This window comes from Mesorhizobium sp. M0910 (genome assembly GCF_040319465.1).
Taxonomy (GTDB): domain Bacteria; phylum Pseudomonadota; class Alphaproteobacteria; order Rhizobiales; family Rhizobiaceae; genus Mesorhizobium.
The window spans coordinates 1-21,687 of record NZ_JAMYNZ010000013.1 but is presented as its reverse complement, the minus strand read 5'-3'; the positions used below and the strand labels follow the sequence as shown (position 1 = coordinate 21,687).

The following is a 21,687-nucleotide window of genomic DNA, read 5'->3' as shown; positions in this document are numbered from 1 at the left end:
AGGGGGTGGCTCCGATCGGTTGACAGGCCGGAGGGACAGTACCCCCCTCTGTCCTGCCGGACATCTCCCCCGCAAGGGAGGAGATTGGCTGTCGTCGATGATTTCGCCAATCGCGAAGGCGAGGGTGCTTGATGGGTCACGACCTCGTTCCATCGCGTCAGCGAAAGAATGCAAAATCTATGCGCCGTGGCATGACCGATGCCGAGTTGAAGCTTTGGAACGAATTGCGCGCCCATCGGCTGATGGGGATGAGCTTTCGCCGGCAGGTGCCGATCGGACCTTACATCATCGACTTTGCTTGCTCGACACACAGCTTGATCATTGAGGTTGACGGCAGCCAACACGCGGATCCCGAAAGCGTCCAGCGTGACGAGGCACGAAGCGCGTACTTGAATGCCAGCGGCTGGACCATCCTGCGCTTTTGGAACGACGACGTCGTTCGCGATATTGACAATGTCTGCCAGCACATCGTGATCGTGGCCGGCCTGACTGGCGCCGACGTGTTGGCAGGCCAGCCAGCAACGGAGGTAGTTCCATGATCGATCATCTCGGCATCACCGTTTCGGATTTCGACGCGTCGAAGGGTTTTTACGACAGGGCGATGGCGCCGCTCGGCGCCTCGCTGCTTTACATGGTGCCGCAGGAATATACCGGCGGCGCCAAGGTCGGCGGCTACGGCCGCGACCGGCCGGTGTTTTGGCTGCACGCCGGCAAGGACAAGTCGAAGCATCATCAGCATGTCGCTTTCACCGCGCGCAGCCGCGCCGAGGTCGATGCCTTTCACGCCGCGGCAATTGCCGCCGGCGGCAAAGACAATGGCGGGCCTGGCCTGCGCCCGCACTACCATCCGAACTATTATGGCGCCTTCGTCCTCGATCCCGACGGCAACAATGTCGAGGCGGTCTGCCATGCTCCGGAGTAGTGCGCGATGAGCCTCGACAACAGACCGGTGTATACAGGCGGCTGCCAGTGCGGCGCCGTGCGCTTCCGCGTCGAAGGCACGCTCGGCGATGCTTCCGTCTGCCATTGCCGCATGTGCCAGAAGGCAAGCGGCAATTTCTACCTGCCGCTGGTCTCGGTGCGCGGCGCCAGGCTGGACTGGACGCGCGGTGAGCCCAAACGCTTCCGCTCGTCCAACGCGGCTTTGCGCGGTTTCTGCGCCGAATGCGGCACGCCGCTGACCTTCGAAGCGCCCGATGGCGTGGCGCTCGCCATCGCCGCATTCGACCACCCCGAGGAGATTGCGCCGACGATCCAATGGGGTGTCGAAGCCAAGGTCCCCTATGTGGATCATGTTCACGAATTGCCCGGTGAGGAAACGATGGCCGACGTCTCGTCTGCCTCCTATCTCGCCGACCTCGTCTCCTACCAACATCCCGACCACGACACCGAACAATGGCCGCCGGAGGAAAAATCATGACCGAAACCGTTCGTACCGGCGGCTGCCAGTGCGGCGCCGTGCGCTTCCGCATCCACGGGGCGCTCGGCCGCCCGTCCATTTGTCATTGCCGCATGTGCCAGAAACAGTTCGGGTCGTTTTTCGGCGCGCTGGTGACAGTGCCGAGCGACGGCGTCGAATGGGTGCGCGAGGAGCCGAGTTACTTTCAGTCGTCGGTCAACATCGATCGCGGCTTCTGCGCCCGCTGCGGCACACCGCTGACCTACCGCCAGCCCGGCGCGCTGGAGATCGCCATCGGCGCCTTCGACGACCGTTCCGATCTGGCGCCGCAGATCCAGGTCAACTACGCCGCCAGGCTGCCTTGGGTCGAGACGATCTTCGACGCGCCGATCCATGACGACCCGGATTTCTACGCGCGACAGGAATCCATCATCTCCTTCCAGCATCCCGATCACGAGACGGCCAACTGGCCGCAGCAGGGCCTGAAATTATGAGCAGCGAATTCCGTACCCTCTATCCCGAGATCGAGGCTTTCGAGTCCGGCATGCTCGACGTTGGCGATGGCCATCAGGTCTATTGGGAGCGCTCCGGCACCAAGGGGGCCAAGCCGGCTGTATTCCTGCATGGCGGGCCGGGCGGCACCATTTCGCCAAAGCACCGGCGGCTGTTCGACCCGAAGCTCTACGACCTCGTTCTGTTCGACCAGCGCGGCTGCGGAAAATCGACGCCCAATGCCTCGCTCGAAGCCAACACCACCTGGCACCTGGTCGCCGACATCGAGCGCCTGCGAAGAATGTGCGGCTTCGACAAATGGCTGGTGTTTGGCGGCTCGTGGGGTTCGACGCTGGCGCTGGCCTATGCCGAGACACATCCCGAGCGGGTCAGCGAACTGGTCGTGCGCGGCATTTACACGCTGACCCGCGCCGAACTCGAATGGTACTACCAGTTCGGCGTCTCGGAGATGTTCCCCGACAAGTGGGAGCGGTTTTTGGCGCCCATTCCGGAGGCTGAGCGCGGCGACATGATGGCCGCCTACCGCAAACGGCTGGTCGGCAGCGATCCTGTGGCGCGGGTCGAGGCCGCCCGCGCCTGGAGCCTGTGGGAGGGCGAGACGATCACGCTGCTGCCGGAACCGGAAACCAGCGGTCCCTTCGGCCAGGATGATTATGCCCTGGCTTTCGCCCGCATCGAGAACCACTATTTCGTCCGTGCCGGCTGGCTGGAAGAGGGACAGCTGCTGCGCGATGCATGGAAGCTTAAGGATATCCCGGGTACCATCGTTCACGGCCGCTACGACATGCCGTGCCCGGCGCGCTATGCCTGGGCGCTGCACAAGGCGTGGCCGAAAGCGGACTTCCATCTGATCGAAGGCGCCGGCCATGCCTATTCGGAGCCGGGCATCCTCGACAGGCTGATCCGCGCAACGGACATGTTTGCCGGGAAATGACCATGGCTCGCGAGCGCCTTTATCTGTTCGACACCACGCTGCGCGATGGTCAGCAGACGCCGGGTATCGACTTTTCCGTCGAGGACAAGATCGCCATCGCCAAGCTGCTGGACGAGTTCGGCATCGACTACGTCGAGGGCGGCTACCCCGGCGCCAATCCAACCGACACTGCCTTCTTTGCCGAGCGTCGCACGGCCGATGCCAAATTCGTTGCCTTCGGCATGACCAAGCGGGCAGGCGTGTCGGCTTCGAACGACCCCGGCCTCGCGACGCTGATCCAATCCAAATCTGATGCCATCTGCTTCGTCGCCAAGAGCTGGGACTACCACGTCCGCGTCGCGCTCGGCTGCACCAATGAGGAGAACCTCGAGGCGATCAAGACCTCGGTCGAGGCGGCGCTCACTGCCGGCAAGGAGGCGATGGTCGACTGCGAGCATTTCTTCGATGGCTTCAAGGCCAACCCCGATTATGCGCTGGCCTGCGCCAGAACGGCTTATGAAGCCGGCGCGCGCTGGGTGGTTTTGTGCGACACCAATGGCGGCACCCAGCCGTCCGAGGTGCGTGCCATCGTCGAAAAGGTGATCGCCGCCGGCATACCGGGCGACCATCTCGGCATCCACGCCCATGACGACACCGGCCAGGCGGTGGCGAATTCGCTTGCCGCCGTGGAGGCCGGCGTGCGCCAGATCCAGGGCACGCTGAATGGCATCGGCGAGCGCTGCGGCAACGCCAATCTGATCTCGATCGTGCCGACATTGGCGCTGAAGCCGGCCTTTTCGGGCCGCTTTGCTACAGGCATTTCGGCAGAGGCGTTGACCGGTATATCGCGTCTGTCCCGCGCCTTCGACGAGTTGCTGAACCGCGCGCCCGAAGCGCAGGCGCCCTATGTCGGCGCCTCCGCTTTCGCCACCAAGGCCGGCATCCATGCCTCGGCGCTGGCCAAGGAGCCGGCGACCTACGAGCATGTGCCGCCAGAGACTGTCGGCAACCGCCGCCGCATCATGGTTTCGGACCAAGGTGGGAAGGCCAATTTCCTCGCCGAGCTGAAGCGGCGCGGCATCGACGTGCCCCGGGATGACCATCGCCTGGACGCTCTGATCGCCGTGGTCAAGGAACGTGAGGCGGAGGGTTACGCTTACGAAGGCGCCGACGCCAGCTTCGAGCTTCTGGCGCGCAAGATGCTGCATGGCCTGCCGGAATTCTTCCGCGTCACCTCCTTCCGCTGCATGGTCGAGCGCCGCTTCGACGCCAACGGCCAGCTGAAGACGGTCTCGGAGGCGATTGTGAAAGTACTGGTCGAGGGCGAGGAGAAGATGTCGGTCGCCGAAGGCCATGGCCCGGTCAACGCGCTCGACATTGCACTGCGCAAGGATCTCGGCAAATTCCAGAGCGAGATCGCCGATCTCGAGCTGGCCGACTTCAAGGTGCGCATCCTCAATGGCGGCACCGAGGCGATCACCCGCGTGCTGATCGAATCGCATGACGGCACCGGCGCGCGCTGGTGGACGGTCGGCGTCTCCGAAAACATCATCGATGCTTCGTTCCAGGCGCTGATGGATTCGATTGTCTACAAGCTGATGAAGAACCGGGAGATGGCGGGACTGGTGGCGGCGGAGTAGGGAGATGGGCTTCTCGATAAGCTGGCTTGGTTTTCGTGGTTATGAAATAAAGGAAGCTGCGGCCTTGTTCGGGCGCGAAATTGGCGATTCATCGGAGATTTTCGAAGCGCCAGTGAATGCCTATGCCAGCGAAAAGAACTGGGCGATTATCATTCTCGATCCCTGCAGCTTCCCAAACCCACCTCAACAATATCTGGTGGCGATCTCGCAAGGGCGGGAAGTGGTTATCGCGCACATAGAAGAGCATGTCATGTTCGCCCGCGCCGAGCTCTGGCGCAACGGAAGGAACATTTGGAAAGTCTGGCACAGCGGTGACAAGACTGTGAGGGACTTGCATGTCACGGGTGATCTCCCCGCTTCTTTCGAAGTGCTGAAGCAGCAGTGTTTTTCCAAACAGGATGAAGAAGATACCAAGGGTTCCGAGGTCGATTTTGTTTTTGACCTTCCCCTCGATCTTGCGGCAGAGCTGACGGGCTTCAGGCACGATGAGGGTTCGCCCGACAGCGTCTTTTTCGAACTTAACGAGAAACCAGCTCAGCGTTGAGACCGCATGTCGTGTTGGTTGGGCCTTTTACCCTCTCGTACACGGCGCGATTGTTCAATGTTTGGTGGTCGGGTTGAACCATCAGCGAGACTCCATTGATCCATCAGCAATTTGCGATGGTTTTGGGCAAGCCGCTGGCGCATAGCCTTCGCCCATGACTACCCAAGCACTTCACATCGAAGCCGACACCAAAGCTCGTCGCGGTTTTCTGCTGGCGCTTGGCGCCTACCTCCTTTGGGGGCTGCTGCCCTTCTACATGAAGGCTGTCGCGCATCTGCCGCTGGCCGAAGTCATCGCCCACCGCATCGTCTGGTCGGTGCCAATCGCGGCCGCTGTCCTGGTCTGGGCCGGTCGCACTGCCGATTTCAAAGCGGCAGCTCGTTCGCCGCGCATCATTTCGATGGCAGTGCTGACGGCGGCGCTGATCTCGGTCAACTGGGGCATCTATGTCTGGGCGATCGCGGTCGACCGCACCATCGAGACCGCGCTTGGCTACTACATCAACCCGCTGGTCAGCGTCGTTGTCGGCGCGCTGCTGCTCGGCGAACGGCTCGACCGCCTGCAGGTCGTGGCGGTGGTGCTCGCGGCAATCGCCGTCGCGGTACTGACCATCGACGCCGGCAAGTTGCCTTGGGTGTCGCTGGTGCTGGCCTTTTCCTTTGCCGCCTATGCCTTCTTCCGCAAGACGCTGCCAATCGGCCCGAGCCAGGGCTTCCTGCTTGAAGTGCTGCTGCTGTCGGTGCCGGCGCTCGGCTACATCATCTTCCTGATCGCCACAGGACAGGATCATTTCGTCTCCAGCTCGTTGAACGACACCGCCTTGCTGATCGGCTGCGGGCCGGTCACCGCCGTGCCGCTGCTGTTGTTTGCGTTCGGCGCCAGGCTGCTGCGCCTCTCCACCATCGGCATCATGCAATATATCGCGCCGACCATCGTCTTTTTGATCGCGGTGCTGATTTTCGGCGAACCCTTCGGCAGTGTTCAGGCCATAGCCTTCGGGCTGATCTGGGCAGCACTGGCGATGTACTCCTGGTCGATGTTTTCTTCGGTGCGCAAGACCGTTTCCGCATCAGCTCGAGCCGCGTAACGAAGAAAGGCGGCTGGCCGGTCATTGCGGATTTAAGGAACGCAGTAGGGAAAGGAGTGAATAGTGAATAGTCAGTAGTGGATAGACAGGCGCGGTCTGGAACGTCTTGTGTTTCACTATTCACTATTCACTCTACATCTTATCAATCACCCACTGTACGCCCTCCGTCGGTGCATCGACGGACGATCCCGCCACCATGATGGCGGCGACGATTGCTTCCGGATCCTCGACCACCAGCGGCTTTACCCGTTGCGCCGTGTGGATGAAGCCTTCCGTTGCCATGTGGTCGAGCAGCGCTAGCATCGGATCCCAGAACCCTCCGACGTTACCGAAGACGATCGGCTTGCGGTGGTGGCCGAGTTGCGCCCAAGTCATGATCTCGACGATCTCCTCGACCGTGCCGATGCCGCCGGGCAACGCCACAAAGGCGTCGGATTTCTCGAACATCCTATGTTTGCGCTCATGCATATTGTCGGTGATGACGAGCTCGTCGAGCCGGTTAAGCGCGGTTTCGGTCGCCTCCCGGTTGATCAGAAAACGTGGAATTATGCCGGTTACCTTGCCGCCGGCCTTTAATGCCCCTTCAGCGACGGCACCCATGATCCCTTTAGTGCCACCGCCATAAATCAGACGCAGGCCGGACTTGGCGATCGAGCGGCCAAGCAAATGTCCGGCCTTGATATAAGTTTCATCTCGGCCCGGGGACGAGCCGCAATAGACGCAGACAGATCGAATCGTGTTCATGTTATGATTGGTGATAGGGACTATTGGCATGGTCAAGCCCTGGGGCGGGCTTTTTCTTGTCGGATTTGGTAAAACAGGCTAGACCGAATTAGGTGGCTAAGGGGCAGGGAAACATGGCAATTAATCCGTTGAAGGCGTTTTTGTTCGCGGCTGGCGGCTCTGTCGCCGCGGCGGGAACCGCCTATCTATCGGGCGCGCTCGACCCGTATCTCAATTCTACCCGGCCTGCGGAGGTCGCGGCGCTGACGCCGCCGGCTTCGAAACCGGTCGCTCCGGCGACCGAGGGGCGGCTGCCGCCTGCGCCCGCGGCGTCCACCGATGCGGCAGCGCCCGCTGCGCCGACCGCAGCAGGTGCAATCGTGCCGACCTTCGACATCGTGCGCGTCGAAAGCAACGGCTCGATCGTCGTCGCCGGCAATGCGGCGCCCAACGCCAAGGTCGAGATTCTCAACGGTTCGACTGTGCTCGGCTCGACGGTCGCCGGTCCCGACGGCGCCTTTGCCATTATTCTCGACGATCCGCTGAAGCCCGGCGACTACACGATCACGCTGCGCTCGACGGCTGGCAATGTCGTGACCGCCTCGGCGCAGACCGCCGTCGTTTCGATCCCCCAGAATTCCACCGGCCAAGTGCTGGCAATGGTCGAGGAGCCGGGCAAGCCGTCCGAACTGCTCACTGTTCCGGCCCCTGAGGCAAAATCTGATGCCGCGCTGCCTGCCCCCGGCACCGAACTGCCGGCCGCCGCCGCGCCGGCGCCAGCCGCGCCGGCCGCCATTGAAGCCGCACCGGCTCCGGTGGCGCCCGCCACACCGGTAGCGCCTGCTGCTCCCGCGGCGGAGCCCAAGATCGTCGTCGAAGCCGTCGAAATCGACGGCAACAAGATTTTCATTGCCGGCGTCACCGATCCCGGCCGCAAGGTGCGCGCCTATGCCAACGATATCCTGCTCGGCGACGCGAAGACCTCGCCCGACCGCCACTTCCTGGTCGAAGCGACACGTGACATCCCGGTCGGCACCTACACCATCCATGTCGACGCGCTCGATGCCGACGGCGTGAGCGTGGTGGCCCGTGCCGCCGTGCCGTTCGAACGCGAGCCAGGCGAGGCGGTTGCCGCCGTGGCGCCGGCCGGGCCGAAGCCTGCCGAGATAAAACCGGCCGAGCCGAATGCGCCAGCGACCGAAGCCGCGCCGACTACACCGGCAACAGCCGCCGAAACGCCCGCAACCACCCCCACTCCCGCCACCGAGGCCCCGGCCGAAATGGCCGCGACAACGCCTTCGGGCGAAACTCCCGAGACCATCGCTCCTAAGCTCGAACATGCCGATGGCGCAGTCATTATCCGCCGCCATGACACGCTGTGGCGGATTTCGCGGCGAGTCTATGGCCAAGGCATGCGCTACTCGACCATCTATCTCGCCAACCAGGACCAGATCAGCAATCCGAACCGCATCTGGCCGGGACAGGTGTTCAAGGTGCCGGGGAAATCGAAGGAAGGCGAACCCGCCGATCTCAAGGCAATGGGCGACCAGATGACGACGGCGCCAGCCAAGACCGAGTAGCCGTTCTGCCCATCAGGATAGCTTGCGGCAGGGCCAGTCATCGTTTATCGCCGATGCACGATGATCGAATCTCCCCCCGTAATGGACCGACGCCGGGCGGCAGATGAACGCGCGCCGGCCAATTGCACGCCGGCCAACTGCACGCCGGATAGCCGCGCTGTCGCTGTCCGGCTCGCGGCCCTTTCGCATCCGGCGCGGATCGAAATTCTCAAACACCTTTCCGCCAGCCGTTCCTGCTGCTGTCGCGAGGTCGTCGAGCATCTCGATCTGGCGCAGTCCACCGTTTCCCAGCATTTGAAGATCCTGGTCGAGGCCGGGCTGATCCGCTTCGAGCCTGACCGCCAGCGCTCGCGCTATGAGCTCGACCGCGCCGCGCTCGCCGATGTTTCGGCATCGCTGGCCGCGCTGGTCGATTCCTGCTGCTCCGGCCGCTAAGACATAAAAGGTAAACAAGAATGGCCGAGAAAACCGTTTCCGCCGATTCCGGCTCGACCTTCAGAACGTTGCGCAATCTCTGGCCCTATATGTGGCCGGCCGACCGCGCCGACCTGAGGGCCCGGGTGGTGTGGGCCACCGTGCTGCTGGTCGTCGCCAAGCTGACCCTGGTGGCCGGACCCTATTTCTTCAAATGGGCGACCGACGCACTGGCCGGCGATAGCAAATCGCCGCCGCCGCTGCCGGCCTTTCTGCTGGCGCCGGTCATGCTGGTCGTCGCCTACAATGCCGTGCGGCTGGTGCAGCTCGGCTTCAACCAGCTGCGCGACGCCCTGTTTGCACGGGTCGGCCAGCATGCCGTGCGTCGGCTCGCCTTCCGTACCTTCGTGCACATGCACGAATTGTCGCTGCGCTTCCACCTCGAACGGCGCACCGGCGGACTGTCGCGCGTCATCGAGCGCGGCACTAAAGGCATCGAGACGATCGTCCGGTTCACCATGCTGGCGACTGCGCCGACGATCGTCGAATTCGCGCTCACCGCCGGCATCTTCGCCGTCACCTATGGCTGGCTGTACGTCTTGGTGATCGCGGTCACGGTCTGGCTCTATGTCTGGTTCACCGTCAGGGCGAGCGATTGGCGTATTTCGATCCGCCGCGAGATGAACGACAGCGACAATGAAGCCAGCACTAAGGCGATCGATTCGCTGCTCAACTACGAAACAGTCAAATATTTCAACAACGAAGCCATGGAGGCCGAACGCTTCGACCGTTCCACGGCGCGCTATGAGGTGGCTGCGACCAGGACCTGGACCTCGCTTGGTTGGCTGAACTTCGGCCAAGGCGTGATCTTCGGCATCGGCATGACCGTCGTCATGGTGCTGTCGGCACTCGAGGTGAAGGCAGGCACACAGAGCGTCGGCGACTTCGTCTTCGTCAACGCCATGCTCATGCAGCTTTCGGTGCCGCTGAATTTCATCGGCATGATCTACCGCGAAATCCGCCAAGGCCTGACCGACATCGAAAACATGTTCGATCTGCTTGACGTCAAGCGCGAGATCGTCGATCGGCCAGGCGCCAAGCCACTGGTCGTCAGCGCCGGCAATGTCGAGTTCCGTGACGTGCATTTTTCCTACGACCCCAACCGCAAGATCCTGAAGGGTATCAGCTTCGAGGTGCCAGCAGGCAAGACGGTGGCCATTGTCGGTCCCTCCGGAGCCGGAAAGTCGACCATTTCGCGGCTTTTGTTTCGTTTCTACGATATCCAGCGCGGCAAGGTTCTGATCGACGGCCAGGACATTCGCGACGTGACGCAGGAGAGCTTACGCGCCGCCATCGGCATGGTGCCGCAGGACACGGTGCTGTTCAACGATACCATCGCCTACAACATCCGCTACGGCCGCATCGGTGCCAGCGAGGAGGATGTGCGCAAGGCAGCGGAACTGGCCCAGATCGGACCGTTCATCGAGCGGCTGCCCGACGGCTATCGCTCAATGGTGGGCGAGCGCGGGCTGAAACTCTCCGGCGGCGAGAAGCAGCGGGTGGCGATTGCCCGCACCATCTTGAAGGCTCCGCCGATCCTGATGCTCGACGAGGCGACTTCGGCGCTGGACAGCCACACCGAGCAGGAGATCCAGGCGGCACTCGACCTGGTCAGCCAGGGCCGCACCACCCTCGTCATCGCCCATCGGCTGTCTACAGTGATTTCGGCCGACGAAATCATCGTCCTGCAGGACGGCCAGATCGCCGAGCGCGGCACCCATGCCGCGTTGATGGCCAAGCGCGGCCTTTATGCATCGATGTGGGACCGCCAGCGCGAGGCAAGCGAGGCCGAGGAGCGGCTGCGCATTGCCCGCGAAAGCGACGAGTTCGGCGTCGTCGTTCGCCGCCGCACCTCGGAGGTGAGCTGAAAATTCGTGCTTGACCTCAACTTAAGTTGAGATCGTAGGCCGTTTTGGATCGCAGCAAGATGCGTCGTTCAAAAACGGAGACCATCGATATGAATGGGATAAATCAGGCAGGTAGTGGCGGCAGCGTATTCCGGGTGGACAAGTTTGTCGTTCCGACCAACGCCCGCGACGAGATTCTTGCCAAGGTCCGGATGACGCATGAATTGCTGCGCCAGCAGCAAGGGTTCGTCCAGGATTTCCTGCTTGAGCAATTCTCGGGGCCGGGCGAGTTCAACCTCGTGACCATTGTCGAATGGGAAGGGCAGGCCGCTGTCGACAAGGTCGTGCCGATCATCAAGGCTGCGCATGAGCGCAGCGGCTTCAATCCTCAGGAGACCATTCCGCGACTTGGCGTCAAGGCCGATATTGCCAACTATCAGCGGATTCCCGGGATGTAAGCTCTCTATGGCCAGCCGGCGCCCGGCGCAGTAGCGTCGACGCTGAGCACTTGGCCGGTACGGGCATCGCTGATCATATGTTCGAAGCCGCGCCATTCGGCGGCGACGATGAACAGCGTTTTTCCCTCGCTGCCGCCGAGCATGCAGGCAAAGCAGCCGCGGTCGACGTCGACGCTTTCGAGCATCGCGCCGCCCTCGCGCACCCGTACGCAATGCCTGTTCGGAACATCGGCATACCAGGCCGCACCTTCGGCATCGAGGCAGATGCCGTCGGGAAACCGTTGCCGAGATTGGCCCAGATCCTGCGGTTGGAAAGGCCGCCATCGGCAGCGATGTCGAAGGCGGTCAGCCGGTTGGCGTGGGACTCGGCAACGATCAGCGTCTTGTTGTCAGGCGTCACCGCCATGCCATTGGCGAAGGCGAGGTTCTCAGCCACCCGCTGAACCGCGCCGTCAGGCGCGACCAGCACGATGGTGCCGGGGCCGAAATGCTGGCCGGGACCCGGAGCAGGCCCACCACCATTGACATAGATGTTGCCGCGTCCATCGACGACGATCTCGTTCCACGGGCTCTTTGATAGTTGTCTCAGATCGGCATGGGTGACCAATGTCCCGTCTGCCTCCTGCCTGAGGATCAGCCCTTCGCGGCCGGACACGACAAGCAGGCGCCCGTCCGGCAGCCAGTCAATGGAATAGGGCAGGGTGGCCGGCACGGTGAGCACGATCTCGCTGTTGCCTAGGACGTCAACGGCGATGATCTGGCCCGTACCCCAGTTGCAGAACCACAGCCGGCCATCGTGCCAGCGCGGCGACTCGCCGAAGGCCAAGCCGTTCATCACCACTTGCACTTGCCTAGCTGCTGATTCCTGCATGGGCCGAGAACCTCCGGGTTTGCGCAAATCGTCATGGCCGAAAAGGCCGATGAGAGGCGCTGTCTTGCCAAGGACGGGCGAGAGTGCTGCGTTCCGACAATGAGGATGGCGACGGCGTCGTTTACATTTGACCTGAGTAGCCGCACGGAACCGCGTGATGCGCCGTGCGCCTCCACTCATCCTTCTTCAAGAAGTATAACCGGCCGGTGCTTGCGGACGGGAAAGTCAAATGCAAGAATCACCTGTTGTTGCCAAAGCACAAAAGGGGTTGACGTGTTCGAAAGATTTTCTCGCTGGGCTAAGGGGAAATTTCGTCGGTCGGCGCTCATTTCGCCGGCTCGCTCCGAGCAGTCATTCGTAGGCAGGCCGTTACCTTCGGTAATTGTGCCGCGCTCCGCGGTGGAACAGGCGGTTGATGAGCCTTTCAAGCTCGTTGTAGCCGTTGACGGTTTCGTCAACGCCATGCTCAGCAAGGCGCTCTACACGCGCTTCGAGATAAACCAGAAGGCGATGCAGGTGTACCATGCCGACCTCTATTTGGCGCAGGTGAATAATGGCGGCCACAGTCAGCTCATTCACAACTGCAACGTTTATGGAATTCTCGCCGACGTCATTGCCGACGCACGCGTTGGCCTTGCCGCAATGGGCGCGCATGAACAACTAGGCGCTCTGGACAAAATGGCAGGCTGGCTCGCAGAGCACCCTGACGAGGCCGAGCAACAGACCGGCTTCGAAGGCGGCCGTGACGACTTCCTCGACACACTTGATGAGCTTTTCTATGAAGCCGATAAGGCCGCGTCGATGCTTGCGCTTTCGGCGCGTTGGATCGCTTCGTGGCCCGAACTGAAAATTGTCGACGATCCCGACTGCGACGACGCCATCCATCAACTGGCCATGGCCAATCCCCGGCGCCAGCCGAGGCTACTCCATCGTTCTGTTGGCAAGCTGGTCAATCAAATGACGGGCTGGCGTGATGTCGGCGTCGGCCTTGCATGCGCCGAGGCGCCTAGGCCCGAGGTCAAGCTGGCGCTCGGCATGGCAAGGGTGCTGGACGTCGAGGGCGAAAAACTGTTGGCTTTTCAGCTGCGCACCAATGCCAAGGAGCCGCGTCTAGCCGTCGCCACGCCCACGCATGCGGCCGTCTATGAATATATCGCCCCGAAGGATCCGTCCGTCGCGCGTCCAGGCGAGAATCCATTCGCTGCCGGCGCCCCGCGCGTCGGCAAGAGACTTGCCCGTGTTGAAGCGCAGGCAATAGAAACGGTGCTCGAATTGGCCGCAGCCTATCATGCGCCGGTCGCTGTCGACCTCTTGCTACGCAGGGCCGGGTTCGATCCGACCGAAGCAATTGTCTCGGCGAACTCGGTCGTGGCCAGGGAAGGCGACACGGTTGTGAACTGGGTGGTTATGGCCGACGGGCACGTATTCTTCCTCCAGTCGACCCCGAACGGCGCCGAGCTGCGCGGCAGCCACGAAGAGAGCCTGGGGGAGGCCGATCGGCGCGAGCTCGACGAGTATTTCGATCAAGCGGCGGCAGCGGGTGCCTGAGTGGATTTCGCTTGGTCGTTCTGAGAGACGGCGGCGCGACCGCCAAACCCTCAACCGCCCCCATTGTCGCGTTGCGACCGCAGGGTGTTTCCGCTATTGAGGCCGGACTTGGAACCAAGGTTGTCCTGATCCCATGAGCCTCGTCGACACGATCAAGAATGCGTTCGTTCCGATCCATCGCGAGGGTTATCCCTTTATCGCTGCGTTCGGCGCGGCGACGCTCTTTCTTGGCTATTTCTCCTCGACCCTGTTCTGGATCGGTCTCATCCTGACGGCCTGGTGCGCCTATTTCTTCCGCGATCCCGAGCGTGTCACGCCGATCGACGACCGGCTGGTTGTCAGCCCGGCCGACGGCATCGTCTCGGCGGTTGGCCCGGCCGTGCCGCCGCGCGAGCTTGGCCTCGGCGGCGGCGAAATGACCCGCATCTCGGTATTCATGAACGTCTTTTCCTGCCACGTTAACCGCTCTCCGGTGCGTGGCCGCATTTCCAGGATCGAGCATCGGCCAGGAAAATTCCTCAACGCCGAACTCGACAAGGCAAGCACCGAGAACGAGCGCAACGGGCTGGTCATCGAAAGCCCCAATGGAACGGTCGCCGCGGTGCAGATTGCCGGCCTGGTGGCGCGGCGCATCGTCTGCTGGGCCGAGGCCGGCGGCGCCATCGGCACCGGCGAGCGCTTCGGACTGATCCGCTTTGGCTCGCGCGTCGATGTATTCCTGCCTTCGACCGCGACGCCGCGGGTCGCCGTCGGCCAGACCGCGGTTGGCGGTGAGACGGTGCTGGCGGAATTCGGCGGCGTTGCTGCAACGCCGCTCGTGCGGATCTCCTGACCGGTGGCGCCGCCGTTCAAGAAATTCGAGGCGCATGGCGGCGGTGGGCCGCGCATTCGCGAAATCCCGATGCGCATGGTGCTGCCCAATCTTGTCACGGTGCTTGCCATCTGCGCTGGCCTGTCCGGTATTCGCTTCGGCTTCGAGGGCCGCTTCGAGCCAGCGGTGGTGATGGTGCTGCTCGCCGCCTTCCTCGATGGTATCGACGGCCGTCTGGCGCGAATGCTGAAGGCGACTTCCAAATTCGGCGCCCAGATGGATTCGCTGGCCGATATCGTCAATTTCGGCGTGGCACCGGCGCTGGTGCTCTATGCCTTTCTACTCGACAGGGCAGGTTCGCCGGGCTGGATCGCCGCACTGCTGTTCACCATCGCCTGTGGGATGAGGCTTGCCCGTTTCAACGTGCTCGACGAAGAGCTCGACCGTCCGCAGTGGCAGACCGAATATTTCGTCGGCGTGCCGGCGCCGGCGGGTGCGGTGTTGGTGATGCTGCCGCTCTATCTGTTCTTCCTCAGGCTTGGGCTTGAACCCAGCCGCCTGGCGGCCTTCATTGCCACCGGCTTCACAATATTGGTGGCGTTCCTGCTGGTCAGCAGATTGCCCGTCTATTCCGGCAAGAGCGTCAGGATACCGGGCGACAGAGTGCTGCCGATCATCCTCGCAGTCGTCCTCTACGTCCTGCTTTTGATGACCTATCCCTGGTATACGCTGACGGCCTCGGTTGCCGGCTATCTGGTCTTCTTGCCGTTCAGCGTGCGCGCCTATTCGAGACGCGCCAAGCGCGAAGGCGAGAAGATGCCGTCGTCGGACATTGGCTGACGGATTTGGACTTGGGAGCGGCTAGCAGAGCACGCGGCGCTGTGGAACGCACCTCAAAAACCCGTTTTCGGAACTTGCTGGGCGGCCAGACCGTTTGTGTTGGTAGGTCCGTTTGAGCGGCGGGTCGTGATACGTCGTCAACGTCGCGCAAGCTGCCGCATCGGGCGCAAGACCATCGGAAACGAGGAGAAATGGCTGTCATCCTCATCGGCGCGTTACTGACTGTCGCCGGCCTCGTCTATATGGCGGTTGCGGCCATCATGCGCGGGCGGCTTAGTGAGCCGGCCGCTGTCTCCACCGCGCCGGATAGTCCGACGCCCAATCTCGCAACACAAGGTCCGACTCTGGAGCCGCGACGACGCGGGCTCCGTTTTCTTGGCCTGTCGCAGAACTGGCCGGGCCTGCTGATGATGGCCGTCGGCGTCATTCTGCTGTTGTCGGTGGTGGTCCTCTAGAGTTTTCGACAGCAAACCTCAGGCGGCTGCGCTCAGTCCCAGCCTCTCGAGCGCCAGCTTTCTAGTCGAGACATAGTCGGTCTTGCCGGAGCCCAGTACCGGGATCTCTTCGACCTTGACGATGTCGTTCGGCACCATCAGTTCGGCCGCCCCGGCCTTTTTGCCGAATTCGCGCAATTCGTCGGGATCCGCATTGTCGGCGGTGGTGACCAGAACGAGGCGCTCGCCGCGCCGCTTGTCCGGCACTGCCACCACGGCGTGATGCTCTTCCGGCCACAGCGACTGCACCAGCATCTCGACCGCACCAAGCGATACCATCTCGCCGGCTATCTTGGCGAAGCGCTTGGCGCGGCCGCGAATGGTGATGAAGCCTTCGCGATCGACCGAAACGATATCGCCGGTGTCGTGCCAGCCTTCGAGCGGCTGCAACTCGCCCGGCCTATCGGCGGTCATGTAGCCCATCATCAGGTTTGGCCCGTCGAGCCACAGCCGGCCGGCGTCGCTAATGCCTTCGACCGGTTCGAGTTTCATGCGCATGGCCGGCAGCAGCCGCCCGACCGTTCCGTCGCGGCCGTGGATGGCGGTGTTGACGGCAACCACCGGTGCGGCCTCGGTCAAGCCAAAACCTTCGATGATCTCGGCCTGGAAGCGCTCACGGTAAACCCGGCGCGTCTCCGGCTTCACCGCCTCGGCACCGGCCACGACGAAGCGCAGGCTGGAAAAATCGTCGTCCTTGGCGGTGCGGGCATAATTGGCGAGGAACGTGTCGGTGCCGAACATCACCGTCGGCCGGACCTTGCGCGCCACCTCCGGAATAAGTTTGTAGTGGAGCGGTGACGGGTAGAGGAACAGCTTTACTCCGGTGACCAGCGGCAGGATGGTGCCGCCGGTCAACCCGAACGAGTGGAACACCGGCAGCACGTTTAGCAGAATGTCGGCAGGCGAGATGGTGATGCGGGCTTCCGCCTGCATCGCATTGGCAAGAAGGTTCCGGTGCGACAGCACCACGGCCTTGGGCGTGCCTTCCGAGCCGGAGGTGAACAGGATCACCGCCGGCTTGGCGGCATCCTGGCGCTGCAGCGGCCAGCGCCACAGCAAGGCGGCTGCGGCCTTGTCCAGCACGGTCACGCTTGCGCGAACATCCTCTAGCCACAACAGTTTCGCCCCGCCTTTTTCCACCGCCTCGACGATGTCGGCGAGATTGGCCTTTTCGACAAAGGCGCGTGAGGAGACCACGGTGCGGATCATCGCCGTGCGGACGGCTGCGGTGACGCTGGCCGGGCCGGCGGTATAGTTGATCATTGCTGCCACCCGCGCAGCCGACAAAAGTCCGACGAACGACAGCACGACGCCATTAGCGTTGGGCAGGAGCAGCCCAACCGCTTCGCCCGGCGCTGTTATTGCCTCGAAGCGGTGGCCCAAAACCCTGGCGCCGATGAACATTTTCCGGTAGCTCAGCGCGCCACCAATGACGTCCTCGACAATTGGATGCGAAGCGCCAACCCGGTCGGCGGCATCGCGCATGGCAAGAAACAGGCCGCGATCGAGATCGTTGCCGAAAAGCCTGGCCTCAGCGAAGCGATCGAACAACGCATTTGTGTTGGAGGCCTGATCGGGATTCCGCGCCACCAGCTCGGCAATGGTCATCGGCTCCAGCACGCTGATCGACAGCTGCGGAAACCAGTGGCGGGGCGCCTTGTCCGCCGGCGTCAGTGAAGCCGGCAGGCTGCGTGCGCCGGCAACGAAGATCGGCACGATGCGCGCGTCGGCCTGCATGGCGATACGGGTGATGGCGCGAAACAACCGAAACGACTTGACGTCGGGCTCGACCGTATCCGGCAGGTAAACGGCGAGCCGGCCCTTGCCCTTCAGCACCCGCACCAATCTGCGGCTGACGAAGACATGCTCGGCGTTGAAGGCGATGGTGCGGCCGAGCTCACGCCACGGCTCCAGCCACGGCGACCTGGCCGAAGCCTGGTCGAGGATGTGCAGCGTGTCCTCCGGCAGCAGCGACAGCATCAGCGCCGGCTCGATGCGTGACTGATGCCAAACGACGTAGATGACCGGGGCCGCCGACTTGCGGGCAATCTTGATGCGCTCGTCGCTGATCCGGTAGGCGAGCTTGAACGGCACGTAGAGCAGCGCCTGGCTCAAACGCAGGCCGAGGCGGAACGTCTCCACCACGCCGATCAGCAGCCAGGCTGCGACAAGACCCGCAAGCAGCGCCAGTGTCAGGATCATCGCCGCATCTCCCAACAATCTCACGTCACGGCTCTTCAGTGGCCGCTTCGGGTGAGAACCTAGCCGAAGTTGGATCAACGTCAATGCGGCTCCATTTTCCTTTTCTCCTGTCATCACTGGATTCGGCTGCCTATCGCAGCTACGCCGCTTTCATCCTTCCGCTGATGAAGCGGAATTCCTGCGTCTTGCCGCCAAAGCCATAGGCGGCCGCAGGCACTTCATGCACGAGGGCGTAGCTTTCCTCATGCACCTTGCCCAGAAGCCGGCCGAATGCGGCAAAAATTGCCTGCAGATACGCCTCCAGCTCGAGCTTGGTGTTGGTGCCGTCGACAACCTTGATGTCGAGCCAAGCCGTGTTGGCGCCATGCTCGGCCAGCGACTTGCCGCCGGCGAACCAGTGCTCTGGGTCGTGATAGGAAATGGCAACAGCTGTAATCGTTGCATCTTTGCGCAGATGCATGGCCGTCAGTTCGGTCACCTCCTTGGCAATGGCGGCTGACAAACCGGCATCGGGTTTGCCGGTGACGCTGACATTGATGATCGGCATGTTTCTTCTCCTCGGCTTCAAGCGGCGTTTCTCGCCGTCGAAAAAATCGTGCCATCATTACTAAATCAAAAAAATCGAATTGTTTTTGATAAACACTTTGATAGTGTCGAATTATGCAGATGTTCGATCCCGACCTCCTCAAGACTTTCCTCGCTTTCGTCGATGACGGTTCCCTGGCGCGGGCCGCGTCGATCGTCGGCCGCTCCCCGTCCGCAGTGACCGCGCAGATGCAGCGGCTGGAGGATGTTGTCGGCGAAGCGCTGCTAGTGCCGCAGGGGCGAGGGCGCGGTCTGACGCCGGCAGGCGAGGATCTGGTCGGCCACGCGCGTCGCATCCTTGCCGCGCACCGCGAGGCGTGGCTGGCCCTCAAAGGGGCGCGTGCCGACGGGCGCGTCGCCATCGGCACCACGCAGGACTTCGCCGACAGCGGCTTGCCGCAGCTTCTCAGGGCTTTCGCTGTCAGCCATCCGCGCGTCAGGATCGAATTGCGCGTCGGCCGTTCCGCTGAACTGGCGCAGGCTTTGCAGGCCGGCACCCTTGATCTGGCCATTGCCATGCGGCAGGTGGCGACACGCGACGAAGTCGGCGTGCTCAAGGAACCGATGATCTGGCTTTGCTCACAGAATGGGCTGGCCACCCGCCATGACGAACTGCCCTTGGCACTGCTCGATCCTCATTGCGGGTTTCGCGAAGCGGCGACCAGTGCACTCGATGCGGCCGGCCGTCGCTACCGCATTGCTGCCGGCAGTGCCAGCCTTGCCGGCCTGCGCACGGCAGTGCACGCCGGCATCGCCTTGACGTTGAGGACTGCGCGCTTCGCTCATTCCGGCATCGTCGAGGCGCCGCACGATCTTGATCTGCCGCCAGTGCCGGTCGCCGAATTCGCCATCCGCTTGCGTGAGGATGCCGATCGACCAGCGCAGGATCTGGCCGCGTTGTTCAGCGGCAACCTGGCCTTGGCCAACTGAGCCAGCAAAGAAAAAGCCGACCTTGCGGTCGGCTCTGAGTAGGACGGGCCGAGGGGTTTGGGGGGACTTGGGGTGGCCCGTCGCAGCCATAATGACTGAGCCCTATGATGGTTCCATGACTTTTCAAATTTATTTTGAGGAACGGACTTCTCGTGATCGGACCGCCAACTCGCCCTCGGACGCGGCGAGGATTGGTCATGCATCCGCTGCGCGCTGCTTGGCCATCAGCCAGTCTCGGCCGGCGTGAGCGAACACCGCGCAAAGCACGATGGCCCCGCCGAGCATGCTGGCTGCCGGCGGGATCTCCGCGAGGAACAGGAAGGCAAACAGGATCGCGAATGGCACTTCGGCCGAGCCCAGCAATCCTGACTCGGCCGCCGGAATAAGCCGGGTGCCCTCCGTCCACAGGATCGAGGCCAGCGCGAACGAGGCGCCGAAGGTGGCTAGAAGCACAGCGTCCCTGGCCGAGACGGCCAGCGGATCGGTGATGAGCCAGCCGAGCACGAACAGGAGGAACGCCGACACGGCACCCGCCCACACCACCGGCGTATCGCGGAAGGCCCGCACCATGATCATGTAGAGCGCGCTGCCGATCGTCATCAGCAGCGCCAACCCGTCGCCGAACAGATGGCCGGTGCCGAAGCCGGACCAGACCATGATCGCCACACCGCACAGTGACACGGCGGCGGCGGCAAGCGTCTGCAGCCGGAACGGCTCGCGGACCAGCATGAAGGCAAGCAGCGCGGTGACGAAGGGTGCGGTGGCGTAGATGATCGCGACATTGGCGACAAAGGTGAACTTGAACGCCGAGATGAAGGCGATGCTGGCGAGCGCGCCCTCGATCGCCAGCAGCCAGCCGCGCCAGCCGAGCCGCAGGCTGTCGCGACCGCCGGAGCGCTGGCGACGCCATAGCACATAAAGGCTGATCAGGATCGAGCCGACGAAGCCGCGCCAGCAGGTGATGGTCAGCGGGTCGGCATGGATCGATTTGGTCAGCACGCCGGTGAGGCCGAAGACGGCCGCCGATGCCGAGACCAGGATGATGCCGAGGGTACGTTCGCGGGCGCTTTCCACTGTGCCTGACATGTCCAGCGATTCCGTCATTTTACCAGCTTACGCTGCCCCGTCCTGACACCATAGTGTCAGCTTGATCGAGGCGTCGTGCATCGAAACAGCAGACGGCAGCGCCGTTGAACAGGAGGCCCGCAAGAACCCTTTCGCGGGTTTCCAGGGTGGCGATATCGGCCATATGTCCGGCGGCCTTACGAATGTGTTGCGAGAGAGGGTGTGAAGGCGTTGGATGTCGGGCACCCGTATCGTCAGGCTTACGGGCGAAACCCTGCCAAGCGCTACGCCAGCGGGGACTTGCGTTTGGGGCAGGCGACACCGCCGTTAAGCGGCGAAGCCAGACAACTATGGGAGAGAAATGAAATGGACGCGATCGCATTGAAGGCCATGCAGGCGCCGCTGAAGGAGGCCTATCGCGACGACGCCTCGCGCGCGCTGATTACCCTCAAGGCCAAGGGCTCGATCGACAACCAATCGATCGCCTGCAAGGTCGAGACGGGCAGGGCGATTGCCCTTGCCGGGCTGCATCCGGCGACCGGCGGCACCGGGCTCGAACTCTGCTCCGGCGACATGCTGCTGGAGGCGCTGGTGGCTTGCGCCGGTGTCACGCTGAAGGCAGTGGCGACGGCGCTGGAATTCAAGCTTGGAGCCGCCACGGTGGAAGCCGAAGGCGATCTCGACTTTCGCGGCACGCTTGGCGTGGCGAGGGATGCGCCGGTTGGCTTCCGCGCCATCCGGCTGACATTTGGGCTCGACACCGACGAACCGCAGGAGCGCATCGATGCGCTGCTCAAGCTGACCGAGCGCTACTGCGTGGTGTTTCAGACCATCAGCCAGAAGCCGGAGCTGACGGTCAGCGCCCGACGCTGACGATCTCCCCTTGAGGGTCCTCAGGGGGAGATGTCGCCGAAGGCGACAGAGGGGTTGTCTCGCGTGAAGCGCCAACCGCTGCAGCAGGCCGAGCCCGATCGGACCAACCCCCCTCTGGCCTGTCGGCCATCTCCCCCGCAAGGGGGTGTTTGGACCGGGGACATCGCGAACAGGTGTGCGAGGACATCGAACAGTTTGCCATCCTATCGTTGGCTTGCATTGAGGTCGATGGTCTGGATTTTCTGGTGGCGGAAGTAGGCATCGAAGACGCCATCGGTTTCGGTTGGGCG

General features: G+C 62.8%; 23 protein-coding genes and 1 pseudogene. 18 read left to right on the top strand and 6 right to left on the bottom strand.

Annotation, left to right across the window (positions count from 1 at the left end; all coding sequences use genetic code 11):
• The first annotated feature begins 131 nt into the window (after positions 1 to 131).
• From NKH78_RS26335 to rarD, 8 genes are all read left to right on the top strand, one after another.
• A complete protein-coding gene (locus NKH78_RS26335) occupies positions 132 to 539 on the top strand; it encodes an endonuclease domain-containing protein (RefSeq protein WP_352705439.1) in 408 nt (135 codons plus the stop codon).
• A complete protein-coding gene (locus NKH78_RS26330; protein ID WP_352705388.1) occupies positions 536 to 922 on the top strand; it encodes a VOC family protein in 387 nt (128 codons plus the stop codon). The genes NKH78_RS26335 and NKH78_RS26330 overlap by 4 nt, the downstream gene beginning before the upstream one ends.
• A 6-nt stretch (positions 923 to 928) precedes the next feature.
• Positions 929 to 1,420: a GFA family protein gene (locus NKH78_RS26325; RefSeq protein WP_352884720.1), complete on the top strand. Its 492-nt coding sequence runs from the start codon at positions 929 to 931 to the stop codon at positions 1,418 to 1,420.
• Positions 1,417 to 1,893 carry a GFA family protein gene (locus NKH78_RS26320; RefSeq protein ID WP_352448982.1) on the top strand — a complete coding sequence of 159 codons (477 nt, stop codon included), beginning with the start codon at positions 1,417 to 1,419 and terminating at the stop codon, positions 1,891 to 1,893. Before NKH78_RS26325 ends, NKH78_RS26320 begins: the two co-directional genes overlap by 4 nt.
• Entirely contained in the window at positions 1,890 to 2,846 is a 957-nt protein-coding gene (pip, locus tag NKH78_RS26315; protein ID WP_352738131.1) for a prolyl aminopeptidase, read from the top strand. Before NKH78_RS26320 ends, pip begins: the two co-directional genes overlap by 4 nt.
• A complete protein-coding gene (gene cimA, locus NKH78_RS26310) occupies positions 2,843 to 4,465 on the top strand; it encodes a citramalate synthase (RefSeq protein ID WP_352738128.1) in 1,623 nt (540 codons plus the stop codon). Before pip ends, cimA begins: the two co-directional genes overlap by 4 nt.
• 4 nt (positions 4,466 to 4,469) lie before the next feature.
• Complete coding sequence (locus NKH78_RS26305) at positions 4,470 to 5,009, top strand: hypothetical protein (protein ID WP_352738126.1); 540 nt, start codon at positions 4,470 to 4,472, stop codon at positions 5,007 to 5,009.
• A gap of 154 nt (positions 5,010 to 5,163) precedes the next feature.
• The gene (gene rarD / locus NKH78_RS26300; protein ID WP_352738124.1) at positions 5,164 to 6,096 is read left to right on the top strand and encodes an EamA family transporter RarD; all 933 of its coding nucleotides are present in this window, start codon (positions 5,164 to 5,166) and stop codon (positions 6,094 to 6,096) included.
• A 132-nt stretch (positions 6,097 to 6,228) separates the two neighbouring features.
• Here the strand turns inward: rarD and NKH78_RS26295 are convergent, their stop codons facing one another.
• Positions 6,229 to 6,840 (bottom strand): LOG family protein, encoded by a 612-nt coding sequence (locus NKH78_RS26295; protein WP_352738122.1) that lies wholly within the window; start codon positions 6,838 to 6,840, stop codon positions 6,229 to 6,231.
• 113 nt (positions 6,841 to 6,953) lie between these two features.
• Between NKH78_RS26295 and NKH78_RS26290 the strand changes: the two genes are divergently transcribed.
• The 4 genes from NKH78_RS26290 to NKH78_RS26275 all read left to right on the top strand — a co-directional run bounded on the left by NKH78_RS26290 (position 6,954) and on the right by NKH78_RS26275 (position 11,178).
• Entirely contained in the window at positions 6,954 to 8,399 is a 1,446-nt protein-coding gene (locus NKH78_RS26290) for a LysM peptidoglycan-binding domain-containing protein (protein ID WP_352738119.1), read from the top strand.
• A gap of 81 nt (positions 8,400 to 8,480) precedes the next feature.
• Positions 8,481 to 8,834, top strand: coding sequence for an ArsR/SmtB family transcription factor (locus NKH78_RS26285; protein ID WP_352508542.1), 354 nt, complete (start codon positions 8,481 to 8,483; stop codon positions 8,832 to 8,834).
• A gap of 20 nt (positions 8,835 to 8,854) precedes the next feature.
• Positions 8,855 to 10,741 carry an ABCB family ABC transporter ATP-binding protein/permease gene (locus NKH78_RS26280; protein WP_352738118.1) on the top strand — a complete coding sequence of 629 codons (1,887 nt, stop codon included), beginning with the start codon at positions 8,855 to 8,857 and terminating at the stop codon, positions 10,739 to 10,741.
• A gap of 89 nt (positions 10,742 to 10,830) precedes the next feature.
• Positions 10,831 to 11,178, top strand: a complete 348-nt coding sequence (locus tag NKH78_RS26275; protein WP_352738207.1) for an antibiotic biosynthesis monooxygenase — start codon at positions 10,831 to 10,833, stop codon at positions 11,176 to 11,178.
• 5 nt (positions 11,179 to 11,183) lie between these two features.
• Here NKH78_RS26275 and NKH78_RS26270 read toward each other — a convergent pair.
• A pseudogene (locus NKH78_RS26270) lies at positions 11,184 to 12,049 on the bottom strand (SMP-30/gluconolactonase/LRE family protein).
• Positions 12,050 to 12,154: 105 nt separating this feature from the next.
• Here NKH78_RS26270 and NKH78_RS26265 point away from each other — a divergent pair.
• The 4 genes from NKH78_RS26265 (at position 12,155) to NKH78_RS26250 (ending at position 15,703) form a co-directional block, all read left to right on the top strand.
• Positions 12,155 to 13,597, top strand: a complete 1,443-nt coding sequence (locus tag NKH78_RS26265; RefSeq protein ID WP_352884718.1) for a DMP19 family protein — start codon at positions 12,155 to 12,157, stop codon at positions 13,595 to 13,597.
• A gap of 133 nt (positions 13,598 to 13,730) precedes the next feature.
• Positions 13,731 to 14,429 carry a phosphatidylserine decarboxylase gene (locus NKH78_RS26260; protein WP_352647365.1) on the top strand — a complete coding sequence of 233 codons (699 nt, stop codon included), beginning with the start codon at positions 13,731 to 13,733 and terminating at the stop codon, positions 14,427 to 14,429.
• Between the two features lie 3 nt (positions 14,430 to 14,432).
• Complete coding sequence (locus NKH78_RS26255; RefSeq protein WP_352738114.1) at positions 14,433 to 15,248, top strand: CDP-alcohol phosphatidyltransferase family protein; 816 nt, start codon at positions 14,433 to 14,435, stop codon at positions 15,246 to 15,248.
• Positions 15,249 to 15,439: 191 nt separating this feature from the next.
• Entirely contained in the window at positions 15,440 to 15,703 is a 264-nt protein-coding gene (locus tag NKH78_RS26250) for a hypothetical protein (protein WP_352738112.1), read from the top strand.
• An 18-nt stretch (positions 15,704 to 15,721) separates the two neighbouring features.
• On the opposite strand, the gene NKH78_RS26245 is transcribed toward NKH78_RS26250, so the two are convergent.
• Together NKH78_RS26245 and NKH78_RS26240 are read right to left on the bottom strand one after the other, a co-directional pair.
• Positions 15,722 to 17,944, bottom strand: a complete 2,223-nt coding sequence (locus tag NKH78_RS26245; protein WP_352778083.1) for an AMP-binding protein — start codon at positions 17,942 to 17,944, stop codon at positions 15,722 to 15,724.
• 139 nt (positions 17,945 to 18,083) lie between these two features.
• Positions 18,084 to 18,491, bottom strand: coding sequence for a tautomerase family protein (locus NKH78_RS26240; RefSeq protein WP_352479219.1), 408 nt, complete (start codon positions 18,489 to 18,491; stop codon positions 18,084 to 18,086).
• A 113-nt stretch (positions 18,492 to 18,604) separates the two neighbouring features.
• On the opposite strand from NKH78_RS26240, the gene NKH78_RS26235 reads away from it, so the two are divergent.
• On the top strand, positions 18,605 to 19,459 hold the full coding sequence (locus NKH78_RS26235) for a LysR substrate-binding domain-containing protein (RefSeq protein ID WP_352738110.1): 855 nt from the start codon (positions 18,605 to 18,607) through the stop codon (positions 19,457 to 19,459).
• 195 nt (positions 19,460 to 19,654) lie between these two features.
• Here NKH78_RS26235 and NKH78_RS26230 read toward each other — a convergent pair whose 3' ends face one another.
• Positions 19,655 to 20,563 (bottom strand): DMT family transporter, encoded by a 909-nt coding sequence (locus NKH78_RS26230; protein WP_352738108.1) that lies wholly within the window; start codon positions 20,561 to 20,563, stop codon positions 19,655 to 19,657.
• Between the two features lie 327 nt (positions 20,564 to 20,890).
• Here NKH78_RS26230 and NKH78_RS26225 point away from each other — a divergent pair, with 327 nt between their 5' ends.
• On the top strand, positions 20,891 to 21,397 hold the full coding sequence (locus tag NKH78_RS26225; protein ID WP_352738106.1) for an OsmC family protein: 507 nt from the start codon (positions 20,891 to 20,893) through the stop codon (positions 21,395 to 21,397).
• A gap of 203 nt (positions 21,398 to 21,600) precedes the next feature.
• Here the strand turns inward: NKH78_RS26225 and NKH78_RS32710 are convergent.
• Positions 21,601 to 21,687: hypothetical protein (locus tag NKH78_RS32710; protein ID WP_502899817.1), on the bottom strand; the 87-nt coding region annotated here is incomplete at its 5' end.

Coding starts and splice junctions, on each gene's coding strand:
- NKH78_RS26335 (WP_352705439.1), top strand. CDS start 132: ATGGGTCACGACCTCGTTCCATCGCGTCAGCGAAAGAATGCAAAATCT.
- NKH78_RS26330 (WP_352705388.1), top strand. CDS start 536: ATGATCGATCATCTCGGCATCACCGTTTCGGATTTCGACGCGTCGAAG.
- NKH78_RS26325 (WP_352884720.1), top strand. CDS start 929: ATGAGCCTCGACAACAGACCGGTGTATACAGGCGGCTGCCAGTGCGGC.
- NKH78_RS26320 (WP_352448982.1), top strand. CDS start 1,417: ATGACCGAAACCGTTCGTACCGGCGGCTGCCAGTGCGGCGCCGTGCGC.
- pip (WP_352738131.1), top strand. CDS start 1,890: ATGAGCAGCGAATTCCGTACCCTCTATCCCGAGATCGAGGCTTTCGAG.
- cimA (WP_352738128.1), top strand. CDS start 2,843: ATGACCATGGCTCGCGAGCGCCTTTATCTGTTCGACACCACGCTGCGC.
- NKH78_RS26305 (WP_352738126.1), top strand. CDS start 4,470: ATGGGCTTCTCGATAAGCTGGCTTGGTTTTCGTGGTTATGAAATAAAG.
- rarD (WP_352738124.1), top strand. CDS start 5,164: ATGACTACCCAAGCACTTCACATCGAAGCCGACACCAAAGCTCGTCGC.
- NKH78_RS26295 (WP_352738122.1), bottom strand. CDS start 6,840: ATGAACACGATTCGATCTGTCTGCGTCTATTGCGGCTCGTCCCCGGGC.
- NKH78_RS26290 (WP_352738119.1), top strand. CDS start 6,954: ATGGCAATTAATCCGTTGAAGGCGTTTTTGTTCGCGGCTGGCGGCTCT.
- NKH78_RS26285 (WP_352508542.1), top strand. CDS start 8,481: ATGGACCGACGCCGGGCGGCAGATGAACGCGCGCCGGCCAATTGCACG.
- NKH78_RS26280 (WP_352738118.1), top strand. CDS start 8,855: ATGGCCGAGAAAACCGTTTCCGCCGATTCCGGCTCGACCTTCAGAACG.
- NKH78_RS26275 (WP_352738207.1), top strand. CDS start 10,831: ATGAATGGGATAAATCAGGCAGGTAGTGGCGGCAGCGTATTCCGGGTG.
- NKH78_RS26265 (WP_352884718.1), top strand. CDS start 12,155: ATGGCGACGGCGTCGTTTACATTTGACCTGAGTAGCCGCACGGAACCG.
- NKH78_RS26260 (WP_352647365.1), top strand. CDS start 13,731: ATGAGCCTCGTCGACACGATCAAGAATGCGTTCGTTCCGATCCATCGC.
- NKH78_RS26250 (WP_352738112.1), top strand. CDS start 15,440: ATGGCTGTCATCCTCATCGGCGCGTTACTGACTGTCGCCGGCCTCGTC.
- NKH78_RS26245 (WP_352778083.1), bottom strand. CDS start 17,944: ATGATCCTGACACTGGCGCTGCTTGCGGGTCTTGTCGCAGCCTGGCTG.
- NKH78_RS26240 (WP_352479219.1), bottom strand. CDS start 18,491: ATGCCGATCATCAATGTCAGCGTCACCGGCAAACCCGATGCCGGTTTG.
- NKH78_RS26235 (WP_352738110.1), top strand. CDS start 18,605: ATGCAGATGTTCGATCCCGACCTCCTCAAGACTTTCCTCGCTTTCGTC.
- NKH78_RS26230 (WP_352738108.1), bottom strand. CDS start 20,563: ATGACGGAATCGCTGGACATGTCAGGCACAGTGGAAAGCGCCCGCGAA.
- NKH78_RS26225 (WP_352738106.1), top strand. CDS start 20,891: ATGGACGCGATCGCATTGAAGGCCATGCAGGCGCCGCTGAAGGAGGCC.